Raw genomic sequence first — 18481 nt, 5'->3', positions numbered from 1 at the left:
CTGGGGCTGCAGCAAGGTGTCGAGCCGCCGGTGCTGCGTTCGCCGTCTCGCACGATGCGGGTGTCGACGAGGACGGCCCGGCCGATGGGCTTCGCGCGGGTCGGACGCGTCGCACGTCCCGTCGCGGGAGGACGTCGTCGCGGTCAGGACGAAGAGGTGCGGCGTTCGCCGAAGCGAGATGGTCTTCGCGGTCCGGCACCGTGGTCCCGTTCTAGCCTGACGGCTGCGCGGCTCCCAGGGTGCGCGCGATGTATCGGCCGGTGACGCTCGCCTCGTCCTGGGCGACCTGCTCGGGGGTGCCCGTGGCGACGACGCGACCGCCCGCGGCGCCGCCTCCGGGCCCGAGGTCTATCACGTGGTCGGCGTTGACGATCATGTCGAGGTCGTGCTCGATGACGACGACGGTGGCGCCACGGCGGCGCAGCCGCTCGAGGACGTCGAGCAGCACGCGGACATCGAGGGGGTGCAGGCCGACGCTGGGCTCGTCGAGCACGAACAGCGTCTCGGAGTGGTCGCGGCCCAGCTCGGTGGCGAGCTTGAGGCGTTGGGCCTCGCCGCCCGACAGGGCAGGGGTGTCCTCGCCGAGCGTGAGGTATCCCAGGCCGAGGTCGACGAGGGTCTGCAGCTTGCGACGCACACGCGGCAGGTCCGCGACGGTGTCGATGGCCTGCCGGACGGTCAGGGCGAGAAGGCCGGGCAGGGAGGTCGCGCCGCCGTCGGGAGCCGGGCGGGCGATCTCGTGCCCGAGGTCGGAGTATCGGGTGCCACGGCAGTCGGGGCACGGGATGTCGACGTCGGGCAGGAACTGCACGTCGAGGACGACCTGCCCCGTGCCCTCGCACCGAGGGCAGCGCAGCGTGCCGGTGTTGTACGAGAAGTCGCCGGCGCCCAGGCCGAGCCGGACGGCGCCGTCGGTGGCGGCGAACGCGCGTCGCAGGTCGTCGAGCACGCCGCTGTAGGTCGCCACCGTGGAGCGGACGTTCGTGCCGATGGGGGTGGCGTCGACGACGTCGACCCGGGAGATGCCCGCCGCGGTCAGGGCGGTCACGTGCGCGGGAGCGCGTGTGCCCGCCCCGTGCGCCCGGAGGGCAGGGACGAGGCTCTCGAGGACGAGCGTCGTCTTGCCGGACCCTGACATCCCCGTCACGGCGGTGAGCCGTCCCTTCGGGATGCGGACGTCCAGGGCGTGGACCGTGTGGATCGGCACCGTGGTGAGGCGGATGGAGCCGTGGTCGAACATCTCCGCGCCGGTGGCGCGCGGGCGCACGACTGCGCCCTCGCGCCCGACCAGGAAGCCGCCGATCAGGGAGTCGGGACGGGCGCCGACCTCCGGGACGGTACCGGTGGTCACGATCGCGCCGCCGTCGGCTCCGGAGCCTGGGCCGATCTCGATGAGCCAGTCGGCCTCACGGAGCACCTGGGTGTCGTGGTCGACCAGGACCACGGAGTTCCCGTCGGACAGAAGGTCTCTCATGACACCGACGAGGCCCTCGACGTTGGCGGGATGCAGACCGATGGAGGGCTCGTCGAGGACGTACAGCACACCGGTGGTCTGGTTGCGGACCGCGCGGGCCAGGTGGACGCGCTGCCGTTCTCCGGTGGACAGCGTCGAGCTGGCCCGGTCCAGGGTGAGGTAACCGAGGCCGAGCTGGACGAGTCGTCCCGCCATCTCGGTGAGCTGGTCGGTGATCATGTGAGCCATCGCGTGCATGGGCGCGGGCAGGGCAGGGACCACCGACGACGCCCAGGAGACCGCGTCGTCGAGCGTCTTCGCCGTGGCCTGCGCCAGGTCGATGCCGGCGACCTCGGTGCCGCGCGCCCTGGCGCTCAGCCGCGTCCCGCCGCACTCGGGGCACGTCCGGCTCGTGATGAACCTGTTCACCCGAGCGAGGCCCTTCTCGCTGGTCGCGTTGTCCAGGGCCTCCTGCACGGCGAGGTGCGCGTTGCGGTAGGTGAAGTTCAGCTCGAAGAGCTTGCCGTTCTTCGACGGCACGGAGATGTGGCGCTTCTCCTCCGGGCCGTGGAGCACGATCTCCCGCTCGTGATCGGTGAGGTCGGCGTACGGCACGTCGGTGCGGACACCGAGCTCGGCCACGACCTGGGGCATCACCGTCAGGCCGAACATCCTCCACGGCGCGACCGCCCCGTCGCCGATCGTCTTCGACGGATCGGGGACGAGGGCGTCGTCATCGATCTCGCGGACGGTGCCGGTCCCCGAGCACGTCGGGCATGCCCCGTCGGAGTTGAAGGCCAGCGCTTCGGCACCGGGCGGGGAGAACACCGCTCCGCACTCAGGGCACACGAGGTCCAGGTCCGCGGCGACGTCGATCGTCGGCGCCAGGCGGTGGCCGTTCGGGCACAGGTGCGACCCGAGCCGGGAGAACATCAGACGCAGCACGTTGAGCAGCTCCGTCGAGGTGCCGAACGTCGATCGCACCCCGGGCACCCCCGGCCGCTGCCGCAGGGCCAGAGCGGCTGGTACGTGCTTGACGCTGTCCACCGAGGCGCGCGAGGCATGGGCCATCCTGCGTCGGGTGTAGGTCGACAGGGCCTCGACGTAGCGGCGCGACCCCTCGGCGTAGAGCACCCCGATCGCCAGCGAGGACTTTCCCGACCCGGACACCCCGGCGATCGCCACCAGCTGACGCAGGGGCACGTCGATGTCGAGATCCTTGAGGTTGTGGACCCGGGCCCCGCGCACCTGGATCGCCAGGGGGGCAGGCTCCACCACGGTGGTTCGCTCGGTCTTCACTCGACCCTCCAGGCTGTCGTCGTTCTCGCATGATGCGACCTGCCGGTGCTCAGGTCGAGCGCATCCACGGCCGTGTCACACGCCAAAGGTCCGCGTGCTCGCCCTCGCGATCGCCACGATCCTGCTTCCCGAGACGTTCCCGGTCTCATGGAGCATCAGCGAGGACGACAGCGCACAGCGACTTCTCGGACTCACACCCGGGCCGTCACGGAATGGCTCGCCGACCTTCGGGCCTGACCGACCCACGCCGCTTCCGCCGAGCACGGCGACGTGGGCTTCTTCTCGGCTGTCGTGGCGGCGCGTCCCGCCCTGACCGATCCGCGGTGCCAGCTCGTGCTCGCGCGCGGCGTGCGGCGCTGTTCAGGGCGTCGGCGCCGGTCCGGTGCTCCCCCGCTCGACGACGCGTGCGGCCGGTGCCCGCAGCACGTCCGCGACGTCGGCCGTGGTCGTCCGCAGCAGCAGCGCGCCGAGCTCGGCGCCCAGGCCGCGCACGTCGCGGCTCACCGCGGAGAGCGGCGGGTCCGCGAGGCGGCAGTGCGCCGAGTCGTCCCACGCGAGGAGGGACACGTCGTCGGGCACCGACAGCCCGAGACCCCGCGCGACCCGCAGCCCACCCACCGCCATGAGGTCGTTGTCGTAGACGATCGCCGTCGGTCGCTCGGCGGCCCCGAGCAGCGCGCGCGTGGCGTCGGCGCCGGACGCCGACCCGTAGTCCCCGACGACCGTGGTCCCCCGCAACGCTCGGGCGGCGACCACCTCGTCGAACGCCACGGCACGCGCCCGCGTGTGCAGCAGGTCGGACGGGCCGCTGACGCGCGCGACGTGCCGGTGGCCCAGGCCGGCGAGGTACCCGATGGCGCGACGCATCGCGTCGGCGTCGTCGACCACGACCGCGGGCACGTCGGCGGGCGGGGCCGGGCACAAGGCGTACGCGGGCAGCCCCGCGCGCCGGCACGCGGCGACCCGTGCGTCGCCGTCGACCAGGTCGGTGAGCACCACCGCATCCACGAGCGACTCGTGCGCCCAGCGCCGGTACACCTCGAGCTCCGCGTCGGGCGACTCCTCGAACAGCACGAACACGCTCGCGCCGTGCGCGTCGAGCGTCTCCTCGAGCCCCGCGAGCACGTGGTCGTAGAACGGGTCGAGGTCGTGCGAGTCGGAGGACGGGTGCTGGACGATCCCGGCGCGCAACGTCGAGCGACCGGGAGCTGCAGGCTGCTCCATGGCGCAAGTATGCCGCCCGTCGGCCCGCCGGGTACCGTCGTCCCGTGGAGGTCCCTGGGCGTGCGCCCCGAACGGGTGCGCGGACGAGCCGGTCCACGGTGCTCGACACCATCCGGCGGCTGGGCCCCATCAGCCGCGTCGAGGTCGCGGAGACCACGGGCTTCACGCAGGCGACCGTGACGCACGCCGTGCGGGCGCTGCTCGACGAGGGCCTCGTCGTCGAGACCGGCGAGCGGGCATGGACGGGCGGGAAGCCGCGCGTGATGCTCGCCGTGGCCCCGCGGTCGCGCTGCGCCGTCGGGGTCCAGGTCGGCGCCGACTGGGCGGTGGCCGTCGTGGTCGACGCCGCGGGCGCCCTCGTCGCGCGCCAGCGGGTGCGCGGTGCGCGCGCGGACGACCCGGACGCCGTCGTCCAGCGCCTGTCGGCGCAGGTCCTCGCGCTGCTGCGCGCGGGCGAGGTCGCGCCGTCGTCGGTCGTGGGCGTGGGGCTCGTGCTGCCCGGGACGCTCGACCTCGACCAAGGGTCCCTGCTGCACTCGCGCAGCCTGCCCGGCTGGGTGGGCCACGGGGTGCGGGCCGCGTTCGAGCGCGCGACGGGGCTCGCCGTCGTCCTCGGCAACGACGCGACGGCCGCCGCCGTGGGCGAGCTGTGGCGCGGGACCCTGGGGGACGCGCGCGCGCACTGCACGGTCTACATGGGCGCGTCGATCGGCGCCGGGCTGGTGCTCGACGGTCAGGTCTACCGCGGCGCGAGCGGCAACGTCGGGCCGCTCGGGCGCCTGCACGTGCACCGCGCCGACGGGTCGGCCGGGCCCACGGTCGAGGAGCTCGCGGCACCTGCCGCGGTCGCCGCCGCGGCGCGCGCCGCCGTCGAGGCCGGGCGCGAGACCACCGTCGAGCTGAGCGACGACGGCGACCCGTTCACCGACTTCGCCGCCGTCGCGTCGGCGGCCGTGCGCGGCGACGCGCTCGCGACCGCGCTCGTCGAGGAGTCGGCGCACCACCTCGCGGACGCCGTGCTCACGCTCGTGGACCTGCTCGACCTGGACTCGATCGTCCTGGCCGGGCCGTCGTTCACCGTCGCGGGCAGCATCTACCTGTCGGTCCTGCGCGAACGGCTCGACGCGGAGGCGCTCCCCCGCGCCCGCCACCAGGTCGAGGTCGCGCTCTCGATGCGTGTCGCCGACGCCGCGGCCGTGGGTGCGGCCTCGATGGTGCTGCGCGCGGAGCTGCCGGCCGTCGCCGACGACGCCTCGCGCCGTCGGACCTGACGCCACCGACGGAGCGCGACACAGCCAGCGCCGGTTCCCCTCGGACGAACCCGCGAGGTAGAACCCGCGGTCGCGAGGTAGAGCTCCCCGAGCTCTACCTCGCGACCTGCGGTTCTACCTCGCGAGCGGGGGTCAGCCGCAGGACGACGCCGCGTACGGCGCCGCGACCTCGGTCGTCACCTCCTCGCCGTCGACCGTCGCCGTCGCCGTGACGGTCGCCTCGCCGGCCTCGACCGACGCCGCGCGCACCGCGAACGACTGGTACGCGTTCTTCCCCGGCTGGACGTCGGAGAATGCCTTCGACCCGAACGGCGTGCCGAGCGTGACGGCCATCGGGACGTCCTCGCCGTTCGTCGCCCGGACGGCGACGTACGCCGTCCCGGCGAGGCAGCGCGGCTCCGCGGTCACCGTGACGTCGAGCGCCGGCTCTTCGTCGTCGCCGGCGTACACGGACGCGACCTCGTCGTCGGACAGCGCGCGGTCGAAGACGCGGACGTCGTCGATCGTGCCCGGCCAGAAGTCGACCGGGTTGCCGCCCCACTGGCCGCGGCCGATGGTCAGCGGGCCGGACGGCGTCGTGCCGCCGCACACGTCGGACTGGCCGACGAGCTCCCCGTTGACGTACAGCCTGAGCTTCTGGTCGGCCGCGTCGCGGACGCCCACGAGGTGGTACCAGTCGCCGAGCACCGGCTGGACGACGTGCTCGGCCCGCGGCTCGCCGTCGTAGGAGAGGGCGAACCGGCCGCCGCCGCCGTACTGGAGGTAGAACGCGCTCGAGCCGGTCGACGAGTCCTGACCGACGACCGTCGCCCACGCGCCGCCCGGCAGGCGGTCGAGCTGGGCCCACGCCGAGACGGTGTAGGAGCCGGTGGTGTCGAGCACGGGACCCTCGGTCGCGAAGTGGTCGTCCACCCCGTCGAGGTGGACCGCGGTGCCCGTGTCACCGTGACCGGTGACCCACTCTCCCGTGCCCGACGCCGGGTGGTCGCCCACGGAGTCGGCCGCGGTCGTGCCGGTGCCCTCGTCGAACGACCACCGGCCCGTCCCGGTGAGACCCGGGGTGCCCGGGTCGACCGGCGCGGAGCCCTGCCTGGCCGCCGCGACGACGCGCTCGTTGACGTCCTTCACGCGCGCGGCGTCCATCTTGAGGACCCGGCGGTCGTAGGTGTAGAAGCCGTTGAGCTCGTTCTCCACGTCGGAGATCTCCGTGTACACGGATCCCGAGAGGTAGCACTGGGCGGGGCGCACGAGCTTCTCGGTGTTCGCCACGTACGCGTCCGTCAGCGCCTCGCTGTTCGCGACGCCGCCGTACGGGTTCGCGGAGACGCCCGGCCACATGTGGCCCGGCGTGCTCATCGAGAAGCCGCCGTGCTCGCCGTCGATCGACGCGCGGGTCGCGTCCGGCTTGGGCGTCGCCGGGCCCGTGTACAGGTGGTGGTCGATGATGTCGCCGGTCTTCGAGTCGCCCTTCGACGCGCAGCAGTTGTAGCCGGAGTGCGTGTTGAGGATGCGGCTCGGGTCGTAGGCGTCGATCTCGTTGCCGATGCGCGCCGTCTGGGCGAGGTCCCACTCGCCCCAGCCCTCGTTGAAGGTCACCCAGCCGACGATGGACGGCACCGACCGCAGCTGGTCGATGATCTCCTTCATCTCGGACTCCCAGAACGTGCGCGACGCCGGGTCGGTGTCACCGTCGTTGAACCAGCCGCTCGGGATGTCCTGCCAGACCATGAGGCCGAGCGTGTCGGCGTGGTGGTAGAACCGGGCGGGCTCGACCTTGATGTGCTTGCGCAGCGTGTTGAACCCGAGGTCCTTGTGCGCCTGGATGTCGAACACGTACGCCTCGTCGGAGGCCGGCGTGTAGATGCCGTCCGGCCAGTAGCCCTGGTCGAGCGTCGACAGCAGGAAGGTGTTCTCGCCGTTGAGGAGGATGCGGTTGACGCCGTCCACCTCGGCGACCTCGATCGAGCGCATGCCCGCGTAGGACTCGACGGTGTCCGTCGTCGCGCCGTCACCGGTGCCGTCGGTCAGGGTGACGTCGACGTCGTACAGGTACGGGTCGTCCGGCGTCCACAGGTGGGCGCCAGGGACCTCGACCGTGAGCTGCTCGTCCACCGCGCCCGTCGCGGTGCCGACCTCGGCGCCCTCGGCGTCGCGGACGACCGCGGTGACGGTCGCGCCGTCGGACGCGGACGCGGAGCGCACGGTGACGGCGAGGACGCCGGCCTCGATGTCGGGCGTCGTGACGACGTCGTCGATCGCGGCGGTCGGCACGGGCTCCATCCACACCGTCTGCCAGATGCCCGACGTCGGCGTGTAGAAGATGCCGCCCGGGTTGAGCGTCTGCTTGCCGACGGCCTGGTTGCTGCCGTCCGTCGTGTCGACGGCGCGGACCACGATCTCCTGCTCGGTGCCCTCGACGAGCGCGTCGGTGACGTCGAACGAGAACGCGTCGTACCCGCCGCGGTGCGTGCCGACCTCGGTGCCGTTGACCCACACGGTGGCGGTGTTGTCGACCGCGCCGAAGTTCAGGCGCAGCCGGTTGTCGCTGCCCACGCCCCAGTCCTCGGGGACGGTCACCGTGCGGCGGTAGAACATGTCGTCCTCGCGCCGCTCGATGCCCGACAGCGCGGACTCGACGGCGTAGGGCACGACGATCTCCTCGTCGAGGTCGCGGCCGGTGGGGACGTCGGTCGCACCACCGGGCGTCGCGGCCGCGGACGGCTCGAACTGCCAGATCCCGTTGAGGTTCTGCCAGTCGTCGCGCGTGAGCTGCGGGCGCGGGTACTCGGGCAACGGGTTCTCGGGGTCGAACTCGTCGGCCCACGGCGTCTGGATGCGGAACGTGGACGTGTTCTCGACCGGGAGGTTGAGCGAGCCCGCGGGCTCGCCGCCCACGGTGAGGTCGCCCTCGCCGTCGTACACGAGGCGGACGGCCGACGCGCGGTCCACCTGCGCGCCCAGGTCGATGCCGAGCACGTCGCCCTGCGCCTCGACGCCGGCGACGGGCCAGGCGAGCTGGTCCACCTGCACCCGCAGGTGCTCGACGAGGCTCTCGTCGACGCCGCCCGCTGCGCCCTCGAACGCCACGTTGAGGCTCGTCCCGTCGGGCTCGAGCGTGGCCTGCGCCGGGAAGACGACGAAGTCGTCCGGGTACGCGAAGGCGTCCGTCGGGACGATCTCGCGCTCCTGGGACGGGCTCTGCCACCGCAGGCGCAGGTGCGAGCCACCCGTGTTCTGGAACATCTCCATGCGGAACGCGTACGCCTGGCCGGCCTCGAGCTCGATCGGCGCGCCCGTCTGCTCGACGTCCCAGTCGTCGACCCAGTGGTCGATGACGAGCTCGTCGTCGATCCACAGCCGGAACCCGTTGTCGCCGATCGCGGAGAACGTGTACGCCTCGCTGAACTCGGGCGTGATCGTGCCGGTCCAGCGCGCGGACGTGCGCTCGCCGCGGCCGGTGAGCTCGGCGAACGTCGGCACGAGGTTCGGGAACTCGATCCGCGGGTCGGGGATGGTGGCCTTGAGGTCCGTGAGCGGCCAGGCCGGGCCACCGGAGAGGAAGTACTCGCCCTTGAGGCCGTTGCGCGAGGACTCCGCCTGCGCGGCGGGCTCGTCACCCGTGGGCTCGGCGGGCAGGGTCCCCGCGGTCGCCGACACGGCGGCGAGCGGGATCGTGAGGGCTGCGGCGAGCGCCGCGGCGAGCAGCCGTGACCGCCGTCTCCCCCTGGGCGGTGATACCGCTGTCAGACGATGCATCCGTGGTCCTCCTCGTCGAGAATTCACTGTGGGTGCTGCTGCGGCGGCGTCGAGCCGGACGATCGTCGTCCGGCGGTGAGCGACCGTCGTCGGCCGCGAGCTGAACACCGCTCCTCAGAATCAAACAGCTTCCACCACGGAATGCCAACAGATACGCGCGAGACCGACCGATCGGTACCTCGCAGCGCCGAACCCCAGGTCCGGCGGTGCGAAGGGCCGACCGACCGTCAGGCGTGGATCAGCTCGCGCCAGTTCGGCGGGACGCGGTCCGCGGGACCGGGCGCCGCCTGCTCGGGCGGGTGCGACAGCGGCGCCGCGAGGTGCGGGCCCTCGAGGACCTGCTCCGTGCCGAAGTCCCAGTACCAGTCCTCGCCCGGCTCGAACGAGCGCATCACGCGGTGACCGGTCTCGCGGTAGTGCGCGGTCGCGTGCTGGGCGGGCGACGAGTCGCAGCAGCCGACGTGACCGCACGTGGCGCACCGGCGCAGGTGCACCCACCACCCGCCGGCGGAGTCGCACTCCGCGCACCCGTCGCCGCTCGGCGGGACGTCCGGCTTCACGGCGGCCTTGAGCTCCGCCGCGAGCGCCGCGTCGTCGAGACCGTCCCCGTTGACGCTCGGGGCGCGGTCGGTGGTCATCTCGCTCCTGCGCCGGCCGCCCGGACGACAGGAGCCCACGACTCGGGGTCGAGCGTGGCGGCGGGTTCGGCGGCGGCCCAGGTGCGGCAGTCGTCGATCGTCGCGGAGAGCAGGTCGCGCAGGCGCTCGTCGGGGTTCGGGATGCACGCCTCGGCGATGCCCTGGACCGCCGCGGAGATGATGCTCGGCGCGGCGTCGCGCACGAACCGGCTCGGGCGCAGGCGTGCACCCTCGCAGAACTTCTGCGCCCACCGGGCCGTGCGCGGGCACGTCGCGAGCGCGTCGGCGGACTCGGCGCTCATCGTCCCGGCGGGGCGGTGGTCGAGCACGTCGAGCATCTTCTCGGCGCCGATGATCGCGACGGCGAGCGTCTGCTGGCGCTCGGCGGGGGCGATCGGCAGCGCCGCCACGGCGGCACGCAGCGCGATGCGCACGTCCCAGTGCGGGTCGTCGCTCGTCAGCCCGATGACGGACGGGATGAGCGGTGCCAGCTTCGGACGCTCGGGATCGACCGTGAGGTCGTTCACCGCGCGGGCCAGCATCGCGAGGAGCGGGTGCGTGCACCGTGGATGGTCGCTCCAGCGTTCGCCCGCGAGATAGGACGCGAGCTCCATGAAGCACGCCCCCTTCTTCGGGTTGCGGTGCTTGCCACGGCCCAGCATCGGCAGCATGTCGTAGGTGTCGGTCACGAGGTCACCCCCACACGGTGGGTCCGGTCACCGTCCAGTCTGCGACGCGCCCGGGTCGTTGGCAACGGGAAGCGTGATCGGCATCACAGGTTGCTGCCCTCTGAGGTACCTCAGACCCCTCAGGTGCACCCGGCCCGCTCGTCTGAGGCTCTGCCCGACACGATCCTGCCCGGACGACCGATCCCGGACCGGTGGACTCAGGACGACTGTTGAGGTCAGGCAGGCAGGGTGCCCGCCGGAACGGGGACGATCATGAGCGGCACGCAGTTCGGCCCGGCCTTCGAGGCCGAGCTCACCTACCACCAGCAGAAGCTCCGCGAGGACTACCAGCGGGGCGAGCCCGTGCTGCTGCACTGGCTCCGGGAGCGTCGGCACCGGCGCACCCGGTGAGCGCCGCGACCGGCGCGCGCCGGCAGCACGACGACCCCGACGCCGTCGGCGGTGGGACCCCCGGTGGGACACCCGCTGCCGGCGGCGTCGTCGTGCCCGACGGCGCCATGTCCCCGGTCGCTCTCGACGCTCACCATTCCCCTGGCCGCACGTGGGTGCCCGCTGGGAGGATGGGTCTCGTGCCCCGCCCCTCCACCCGCGCGCCCTTCGTGGCCCGCGCCGACGAGCTCGAACGCCTCGCCGCCGCGGTCGACAGGGCGCGCCGCGGCGAGCCGGGCGTCGTGCTCGTCGGCGCGGACGCCGGCGTCGGCAAGACGCGCCTGCTGACGCGCGCCACGGAGCTCGCCGCCGAGCAGGGCGCGACGGTGGTCTGGAGCCACTGCGTGGACCTCGGCGAGGTCGGCCTCCCCTACCTTCCCTTCACCGAGGCGCTGACGACCCTCCGTTCGGTGCACGACGCGGTCGACGCGACCGTCGCCCAGCGGCCGGCGCTCGCGCGCCTGCTCGACGCCGCCCTGCCTGCCGACGGCGAGCAGAGCCAGGGCGAGCGCCTGCAGCTCTTCGAGAGCGTCGCCGCCGCCCTCGCCGCCTCCGGCACCGCCGACGCGCCCCTCGTCCTCGTCGTCGAGGACCTGCACTGGGCGGACCCGTCGAGCCGCGACGTCCTGCGCTTCGTCGTCGCGCGCCTGCGCACCGAGCACGTGGTCGTCGTCGCGAGCTACCGCAGCGACGACCTGCACCGCCGGCACCCGCTGCGCCCGGTGCTCGCCGAGCTGCGCCGCCACCCGCGCGTCGAGCACGTGGACCTGCGGCCGTTCACGGCCGGGGAGCTGCGCGACTTCACGACGGCGGTCGCGGGCGGCCCGCTGCGCGAGGACGCGTTCGAGTCGGTCCGCACCCGCTCGGAGGGCAACGCCTACTTCGCCGAGGAGCTGGTCGAGGCGGGGCCCGGCGAGGAGCTGCCGTGGTCGCTCGCGGACGTCCTGCGTGCCCGGCTCGAGACCCTGGACCCGCCGGTGCAGCACCTCGTGCGCGCCGCGTCCGTGTCGGGACGCCAGGTGTCCGAGCGGCTCCTGCGGGCGGTCCTCGAGCAGGACCCCGCGTTCGCGACGGACCCGGGCGCGTACGACCGCGCGCTGCGCGAGGCGATCGCGCACCACGTCCTCGGCATCGAGGGCGACCCCGGTGGCGACGGCCGGGACACCGTCGTGTTCCGCCACGCCCTCCTCGCCGAGGCCGTCTCGTCCGACCTGCTGCCGGGCGAGCGCGTCACGGTGCACCGCACCTATCTGCACGCCCTCGACGCGGACCCGACGCTCGGGTCGCCCGCGCTGCGCGCCCACCACGCGCTCGCCGCGCACGACCTCCCGGCGGCGCTCACCGCGTCGCGCGGCGCGGCCCGCAAGGCGGCGCGCGTCCTCGCACCCGCCGAGGAGCTGCGCCACCTCGAGCAGGTCCTGTCCCTGTGGGCGGCCGTGCCCGACGCCGCGGAGCGCCTCGGGGAGGACAAGGTCGCGGTGGGCCTCGCGGCCGCGGGGGCGGCGAGCCGTGCCGGGAGCCCCGAGCGCGCGGTGGCCCTCGCGCGCAAGGTCGTCGAGGCGACCGCCGACGACCCGCTGCGCCAGGCCTCGTTGCGCCACGTGCTGTCGCGCTACCTCCTCGGGACCGAGCAGGTCGAGGAGGTGCTCACCCACACCGAGGCGGCGCTCGCGGTGCTGCCGACGGAGCCGCCGTCGCTCGACCGCGCGTGGACGCTCGCCATGCGCGCCCGCGCAGCGATGAACGCCGACCAGGACGAGCTCGCGGCGGAGGTCGCGGCCGAGGCGCTCGCGGAGGCGCACCGCATCGACGCCCCGGACGTCGAGGCCGACGTGCTCACGACGATGGCGGTGCTCGAGGTCGAGGACGAGGATCGCGCGGCGACGCTCCTCGAGCAGGCTCGCGAGCGCGCCGTCGAGGCCGGCGACATCCTCACCGAGCTCCGCTGCTGGTACAACATCGCGGCGAACCGCTACTACGCGGGCCGTCTGACCGAGGCGCTCGACGTCGTGCGCGACGGGCTGGACCGCGCGCGGGCGACCGGTCTCGGCTGGAGCGTGTACGGCGTCGAGCTGCGCCTGTTCGACGACATCGTCCGCTACGCCGTCGGCGACCTGACGCCGACGGACACCGCGGGCGAGGCGGTGCCGGAGAACTGGGTGCCCGCCCTCGCCGGGGTGCAGCTCTACGCCGCCGTCGCGCGAGGCGACGCGGACGTCGTCGAGCGCGGCACGGCCCTGCGCCGCGATTGGTACCGCGACGGCATGCTCGCGCTCATCTCGGGCGGGTGCTCGATCGACGCCCTCACCTGGGCGGGTCGGTACGAGGAGGCGGTCGAGCTCGCCGTCGAGCTCGTGGAGCACCTCGGCCGTACCTGGAGCGACTACTTCCTCGGGCGGATCTGGATCTCGGCGCTCGCGCTCGCGGCGCTCGCCGACGCCGCGGACGCCGCACGCGTGACGGGTGACGCCTCCGACACGGTCGCGGGCCTCGTCGCGCGCGGGCGGCCCCTGCTCGACGCGGCCGTCACGACGGCGGAGCGTGGCCGGCCGCGCGGCGGGACGCTCGGCCCCGAGGGGCGAGCCTGGCTCGCGCGTGCCGCCGCCGAGCACGCAAGGCTCACCGGCGAGGCCGACGCCGCGCTGTGGGAGGAGACGACGCGCGCGTTCGGCTACGGCTACCGCTACGAGGCCGCGCGCTCGCGGTTCCGCTGGGCGGAGGCGCTGTGCGCGACGGGCGACCGCAACGCCGCGGAGATCGAGGCGGCGCAGGCGCTCGAGGAGGCGGAGGCGATGGGCGCCGCCCCGCTCGCCGAGGCCGTGCGCGCGCTCGCCCGCCGCGCCCGCCTGGACCTGCCGGGCCTGCGGCGCTCGACGACGACCGTCCTCACCGACCGGGAGGAGGAGGTGCTGATCCTCGTCGCGCAGGGGCTGACGAACCGACAGATCGGCGAGCGCCTCTACATCTCCGCCAAGACGGTGAGCGTGCACATCTCCAACGTCCTCGCGAAGCTCGGCGCGTCGGGACGCGCGGAGGCCGTGTCGCTCGCGCACCAGCGGGGGCTGCTCGAGGTCTGACCGGGCCGACCGGTCCAGCCCCGGCGCACGCGCGGTTCCTGCCGTCGTTACGCTGACCGCGTGCCTCCAGCGCCTGCCGGTCCCGCGTCGTCGGTCACCCCTCGCACCACCCCGAGCACCGGGCCTCGCCCCGCACCCGGCGTGCTGGTCCTGCTCCGGCACGGCCAGAGCACCTACAACGCGGACGACCGGTTCACGGGTCTGCTCGACGTCCCGCTCTCGGACCGGGGCGTCGCGGAGGCGCGGCACGCCGCCGACCTGCTCGCGCACGCCGCGGAGCAGCACCCGGAGCTCGCACCCCGGCGGGTCGTGACGTCGCCGCTCGTCCGCGCGTCCGGGACGGCGGCGATCGTCGCCGCGGCGCTGCCCGGTCCGCCACCGCTCGAGGTCGAGTGGCGGCTCGTCGAGCGCCACTACGGCGCCTTCACGGACACGCCCCGTGAGGTCGTCCGGCGGGAGTTCGGCGAGGAGGCGTACTGGCGCTACCGCCGCTCGTACGCGCACCGGCCGCCCGCGCTCGGACCCGACCACCCGGCCCGCGCGGCCGTCGACGACGTCCTGCTCCGCCTGCCCGACGCCGCCCGCACCGGCCTGCGCGCGGACACCGAGTCGCTCGCCGACGTCGTGGACCGGCTCCGGCCCTTCTGGGCCACGACCGCCACCGCGCTGGCGCGCGGGGAGACGCTGCTCGTCGTCGGGCACGGGAACTCGTTGCGCGCGCTCTCGGTGCTCGTGGACGGTCTCGCGCCCGAGGACGTCGTGGACCTGAACGTCCCGACCGGTCAGCCGCTCGTGCGCCGGTTCGTCCACCGGGCCGGAGCGGAGCCGCCGTGCGACCAGGCGATCGCCGGCAGCACCGACACCGCCGGGATCGTTCCGCTCGTGCGCGGCGGGACCTACCTCGACGCCGACGGCGCCGAGCACGCGCTCGCCGACCTCCAGGCCCGCGGCGGCACCTGAGGCCGGTCTCGACGCATCCCTGTCCCCCGTGCGAGCTACCCGATCTGCCCACTCCGGGGCGATGTGTGCCGCACCCCGTCGTCGTTAGCTTTTCGGCAGAAGCACGGGCCACCGCGAACGCGGTGCGCCGAGCCGATCCGAAGGACGAGGGCGATGAGCACGACACGTAGCGCCGAGATGTCCGGCCGGCCACGGGGCCGCCGGTTCGCCATGGCACTGATGGCCGCGACGCTGGCGGTGACCGTCACGTCCGGCTGCAGCGACGCCGCGCACGAGGAAGACCTCCCGGCGCCCGCGGACCAGGCCGAGGCCGCCGCGATCGAGTGGGGAGCCTGCCCGGCGGCGGCGAGCCCTGTGACCCGGGATCCCCGGCTGACCTGCGCGACGGTCGAGGTCCCGCTGGACTACGACGAGGCGGACGGCACGTCGATCGAGGTGGCGATCTCCCGGCTCGCCGCCGCCGACCCCGAGAAGCGGCACGGCGTCCTGCTGCTGAACCCCGGCGGACCCGCCCTGTCAGGTCTCGACATGCCCGGCACGATGGCTCCGACGCTGCCGCAGTCCGTCCTGGACGGCTACGACCTCATCGGCTTCGACCCGCGCGGCGTCGGGCACAGCACGCCGCAGAGCTGCGGCCTCGAGGTCGCCGGCGTGCCAGGGCACTTCCCCTATCCCGCCGCGGACGGCTCGATCGACGCGAACGTCGAGCTGGCCCGCACCGAGGCCCAGAGGTGCGCCGCCACGGCCGGAGGGGACCTGCGGTACTTCACCACCGCCAACACCGCTCGTGACCTGGACCGCGTCCGCGAGGCGCTCGGCGAGCAGAAGATCTCCTACTGGGGCCAGTCCTACGGCACCTACCTGGGCGCCGTCTACAGCTCGCTGTACCCGGAGCGGACCGACCGCATGGTCCTCGAGGGCAACATCGACCCCACCGAGGTCTGGTCCGGCGTGGTGGCGGGCTGGGGCAAGGGCATGGCCGAACGGTTCCCCGACGCGGCCGCCGTCGCCGCAGGACAGGACGACACCCTCGGGCTCGGTGGCACCGTCGACGAGGTCACCCGGACCTATCTCGCGCTCGCGGACCGGCTCGACCGTGAACCAGCGCCGGTCCCGGGCACGCAGCAGTCGATGGACGGAGCGATGCTGCGCACTATCACCTACGCGCTGCTCCTCGACGACGAGACCCTCCCGATCCTCGCGCAGGTCTGGAAGGCCGTCGCGAACCTCGCGGACGGCCGGCTCACCGCGGCCGACGGCGAGGTGCTCCAGCAGGTGTTCGCCGAGGCTCCGTCCACCCCCGGTGTCCCCGCGGACAACCAGGCGACCATGTTCCTGGCACTCACGTGCGGTGACGCGGAGTGGTCCCACGACGTCGCCGACTACGCCGCCGACAGCGCCGCGCACCGCGAGGCCTGGCCGCTCACGGCGGGCATGCCGGCCAACATCTGGCCGTGCGCCTTCTGGGAGGCCCCGATCGAGGAGCCGGTCACCGTGACCGACGAGGGCCCCGGTGACATCCTGATCCTGCAGAACCGCCGGGACCACGCCACGTCCTGGGACGCCGGACAAGGGCTGCGCGAGGTCCTCGGCGACCGTGCCGCCCTCGTCGGTGTCGACAACGGCGGGCACTCCGTCTACGACGCGGGCTCGCCTGCGCCGACGGGGCGACCGTCGACTTCCTGACCACCGGCCACCTGCCGGACGAGGACCTCTTCTGCACCGACGTCGGGCGCGGCTGACACGACCGGCGCGCGGACGGGTCAGTCCCAGCCGCTCGTGAGCTCCTTGCCCTGCACCTCGTCGGCGTGCGTCGTGTACCACTCCAGGACGACGGTCGGCACGTCGAGCTGGCACTGCCGCCATGCCTGCCCCTGGGCGCCGTCGGGCATGGTCCAGAGCACGGCGTCGTCGCCCCGGGGGACGTCGAAGCCTCGCTGAGCAAGGCACGCGACGAGGAGCGCCGGGTCGTGCGGCGCTCGGTCGGGCGTCGGTGGCAGAAGGCCCCGGAGAGCGTCCATCACCGCGTTGTCGAGCACGCCGGGAGGGGCGTCGACCTCGGTCACGGTGCGTCGCTCGGCGTCGTAGGCCACGCGGCATCCCCGGATCCTCTCCTCCCCCTCGGGCAACTCCTCGGGTGCGTCGGCACAGTCTGCGGAGGACTGCAGGCCCGGACCGACGGAGACGTGACCGCGAAGCTCGGGTACGTCGACGCCGTCGGCACCGAGGCGGGCGGCGACCATCACCAGGTCGCCGAAGCGGGCCGTGGGGACCTCGACCGACGTGACCCGTTCGCCCGTCGCGTCCGTCGTCTCGCCCGCGAGGACCAGCCACGTCGACCGTCCGTCGGATCCGGACCGCTCGGACGACGTGCCGTCGAGGCCGACGTAGACGCTCTCCCCCGTCCCGGTCCCCGCGCCCAGGACGAGCGAGCCGTTGGTGAAGTCGTCGAGCACGACGGTCCCCGCGTCCTCGCCCCGCCGGAGCGCCGCGAGGTCGTCGTCGTCGCCCGCGACGACGCGCAGGGTCGACAGAGACCGCCCGTCAGGCCCGCCCTCGTCCACCTCCGCGAGGAACCGCTCGCCGTCGGCCCACGCGCCGAGTCCGAGGTCGAGGACGTACGTGCCGTCGTCGCGCAGGTACGTGGCCGGCTCGCTCACCGCGACGATGCCGGGCGCGACGTCGACCGTCGTCGCCTCGGGCACGACGACCTCGTACGGCGCGTCCGCGACGAGCAGGTCGGAGAGCCCGGACAGCGCCGGAGCACCCACGGCCGCCGCCGTCCCGACACCCGCGACGGCGAGCACCGACGCCGTCGCGGTGAGGGCGCGGCGCGCGCGGGCCTTGCGGCGGCTCGTCCGCAGGGAGACGTCGAGGTCGAGACGGGACTCGGGGACGGCGGCGTCGGCGGCGCGTCGCAGACGGACGACGAAGTCGTCGTCTGTCCCGGCCGCGGCAGGGGCAGGTCCGTCGGCGTTCATGGCGTGGGGCCTCCGATGGCGGGGTCGGCGGACAGCTCGGCGCGCAGCCGGGCGAGCGCGCGGGACGCGGTGGACTTCACGGTGCCGACGGGCATGCCCAGCTCCTCGGCGACCTCGCGCTCGGACAGGTCGAGCAGGTGGCGCAGCACGACGACGCGGCGCTGACGCAGCGGCAGCACGAGCAGCGCCCGGACGACGGCGTCACGGTCGTCGACGGTGCCGGTCCCGTCGGTCGCGCGGCGACTCGCGTCGGTCGAGCCGTGGACGAGCTCGTCGGGCCCGGACAGCACCTCGCGCCGCGTGCGACGCCACGTGTCGACGCGCAGGTTCGCGAGGACGCGGCGGGCGTACGCGAGCGGCTCCCCGGCGCGGGCCCGTGGCCACGCCCGGTACGTCCGCTCGAAGGCCTGCTGCGTGAGCTCCTCGGCGCGGTGCCGGTCGCCGCACAGCAGGTAGGCCATGCGGTGCAGCGGGTCGCGCGCCTCGCGCATGAACGCCGAGAACTCCTCGTCGCGCGTGCGCCGGGTGTGGAGCACGACGTCGACCTCGTCGTCCGTCGGCAGACCCGCTCGTCCCGCGTCGAGGTCGAGAAGGATCTCCACGCGTTCGGCGCTCATCGCCGGGTCCCTGGTGATGCTGTCACGAGCAGAACACGCAGCGGGAGCCTCGGAGGTTCCGTCGGGAGGTGCGCGGTTCGCTGCTCT

General features: G+C 74.0%; 12 protein-coding genes. 5 read left to right on the top strand and 7 right to left on the bottom strand.

Annotation, left to right across the window (positions count from 1 at the left end; all coding sequences use genetic code 11):
- Window positions 1–211: 211 nt before the first annotated feature.
- Complete coding sequence (locus V5D56_RS04730) at window positions 212–2752, bottom strand: excinuclease ABC subunit UvrA (RefSeq protein ID WP_435737906.1); 2541 nt, start codon at window positions 2750–2752, stop codon at window positions 212–214.
- A 360-nt stretch (window positions 2753–3112) separates the two neighbouring features.
- A complete protein-coding gene (locus tag V5D56_RS04725) occupies window positions 3113–3976 on the bottom strand; it encodes a LacI family DNA-binding transcriptional regulator (protein WP_435737905.1) in 864 nt (287 codons plus the stop codon).
- A 44-nt stretch (window positions 3977–4020) separates the two neighbouring features.
- Between V5D56_RS04725 and V5D56_RS04720 the strand changes: the two genes are divergently transcribed.
- Window positions 4021–5247, top strand: a complete 1227-nt coding sequence (locus V5D56_RS04720; RefSeq protein ID WP_435737904.1) for an ROK family transcriptional regulator — start codon at window positions 4021–4023, stop codon at window positions 5245–5247.
- Between the two features lie 132 nt (window positions 5248–5379).
- On the opposite strand, the gene V5D56_RS04715 is transcribed toward V5D56_RS04720, so the two are convergent.
- The 3 genes from V5D56_RS04715 to V5D56_RS04705 form a co-directional block, all read right to left on the bottom strand.
- On the bottom strand, window positions 5380–9003 hold the full coding sequence (locus V5D56_RS04715) for a LamG-like jellyroll fold domain-containing protein (protein ID WP_435737903.1): 3624 nt from the start codon (window positions 9001–9003) through the stop codon (window positions 5380–5382).
- A 227-nt stretch (window positions 9004–9230) separates the two neighbouring features.
- Window positions 9231–9641, bottom strand: coding sequence for a UBP-type zinc finger domain-containing protein (locus V5D56_RS04710; protein ID WP_435737902.1), 411 nt, complete (start codon window positions 9639–9641; stop codon window positions 9231–9233).
- Window positions 9638–10330, bottom strand: a complete 693-nt coding sequence (locus V5D56_RS04705) for a hypothetical protein (protein WP_435737901.1) — start codon at window positions 10328–10330, stop codon at window positions 9638–9640. Before V5D56_RS04705 ends, V5D56_RS04710 begins: the two co-directional genes overlap by 4 nt.
- Window positions 10331–10558: 228 nt before the next feature.
- On the opposite strand from V5D56_RS04705, the gene V5D56_RS04700 reads away from it, so the two are divergent.
- The 4 genes from V5D56_RS04700 to V5D56_RS04685 all read left to right on the top strand — a co-directional run bounded on the left by V5D56_RS04700 (window position 10559) and on the right by V5D56_RS04685 (window position 16482).
- A complete protein-coding gene (locus tag V5D56_RS04700; protein ID WP_435737900.1) occupies window positions 10559–10720 on the top strand; it encodes a hypothetical protein in 162 nt (53 codons plus the stop codon).
- Window positions 10721–10890: 170 nt separating this feature from the next.
- Complete coding sequence (locus V5D56_RS04695) at window positions 10891–13836, top strand: helix-turn-helix transcriptional regulator (protein WP_435737899.1); 2946 nt, start codon at window positions 10891–10893, stop codon at window positions 13834–13836.
- Between the two features lie 60 nt (window positions 13837–13896).
- Complete coding sequence (locus V5D56_RS04690; protein ID WP_435737898.1) at window positions 13897–14796, top strand: 2,3-bisphosphoglycerate-dependent phosphoglycerate mutase; 900 nt, start codon at window positions 13897–13899, stop codon at window positions 14794–14796.
- Window positions 14797–14949: 153 nt separating this feature from the next.
- Window positions 14950–16482 carry an alpha/beta fold hydrolase gene (locus V5D56_RS04685; protein WP_435737897.1) on the top strand — a complete coding sequence of 511 codons (1533 nt, stop codon included), beginning with the start codon at window positions 14950–14952 and terminating at the stop codon, window positions 16480–16482.
- Window positions 16483–16559: 77 nt separating this feature from the next.
- Here the strand turns inward: V5D56_RS04685 and V5D56_RS04680 are convergent, their stop codons facing one another.
- Together V5D56_RS04680 and V5D56_RS04675 are read right to left on the bottom strand one after the other, a co-directional pair.
- Entirely contained in the window at window positions 16560–17777 is a 1218-nt protein-coding gene (locus V5D56_RS04680) for a hypothetical protein (RefSeq protein ID WP_435737896.1), read from the bottom strand.
- Window positions 17774–18394, bottom strand: coding sequence for a SigE family RNA polymerase sigma factor (locus V5D56_RS04675; protein ID WP_435737895.1), 621 nt, complete (start codon window positions 18392–18394; stop codon window positions 17774–17776). The genes V5D56_RS04680 and V5D56_RS04675 overlap by 4 nt, the downstream gene beginning before the upstream one ends.
- Between the last annotated feature and the right edge of the window lie 87 nt (window positions 18395–18481).

The organism is Cellulosimicrobium sp. PMB13, from assembly GCF_051294865.1.
Classification (GTDB): Bacteria; Actinomycetota; Actinomycetes; order Actinomycetales; family Cellulomonadaceae; genus Cellulosimicrobium.
This window is presented reverse-complemented; position numbering and strand designations above follow the sequence as displayed.

Excerpts from the sequence above, each read along its gene's own strand:
- V5D56_RS04710 (WP_435737902.1), bottom strand. The coding sequence starts at position 9,641 with ATGACCACCGACCGCGCCCCGAGCGTCAACGGGGACGGTCTCGACGAC.
- V5D56_RS04685 (WP_435737897.1), top strand. The coding sequence starts at position 14,950 with ATGAGCACGACACGTAGCGCCGAGATGTCCGGCCGGCCACGGGGCCGC.
- V5D56_RS04680 (WP_435737896.1), bottom strand. The coding sequence starts at position 17,777 with ATGAACGCCGACGGACCTGCCCCTGCCGCGGCCGGGACAGACGACGAC.
- V5D56_RS04715 (WP_435737903.1), bottom strand. The coding sequence starts at position 9,003 with ATGCATCGTCTGACAGCGGTATCACCGCCCAGGGGGAGACGGCGGTCA.
- V5D56_RS04695 (WP_435737899.1), top strand. The coding sequence starts at position 10,891 with ATGGGTCTCGTGCCCCGCCCCTCCACCCGCGCGCCCTTCGTGGCCCGC.
- V5D56_RS04725 (WP_435737905.1), bottom strand. The coding sequence starts at position 3,976 with ATGGAGCAGCCTGCAGCTCCCGGTCGCTCGACGTTGCGCGCCGGGATC.
- V5D56_RS04675 (WP_435737895.1), bottom strand. The coding sequence starts at position 18,394 with ATGAGCGCCGAACGCGTGGAGATCCTTCTCGACCTCGACGCGGGACGA.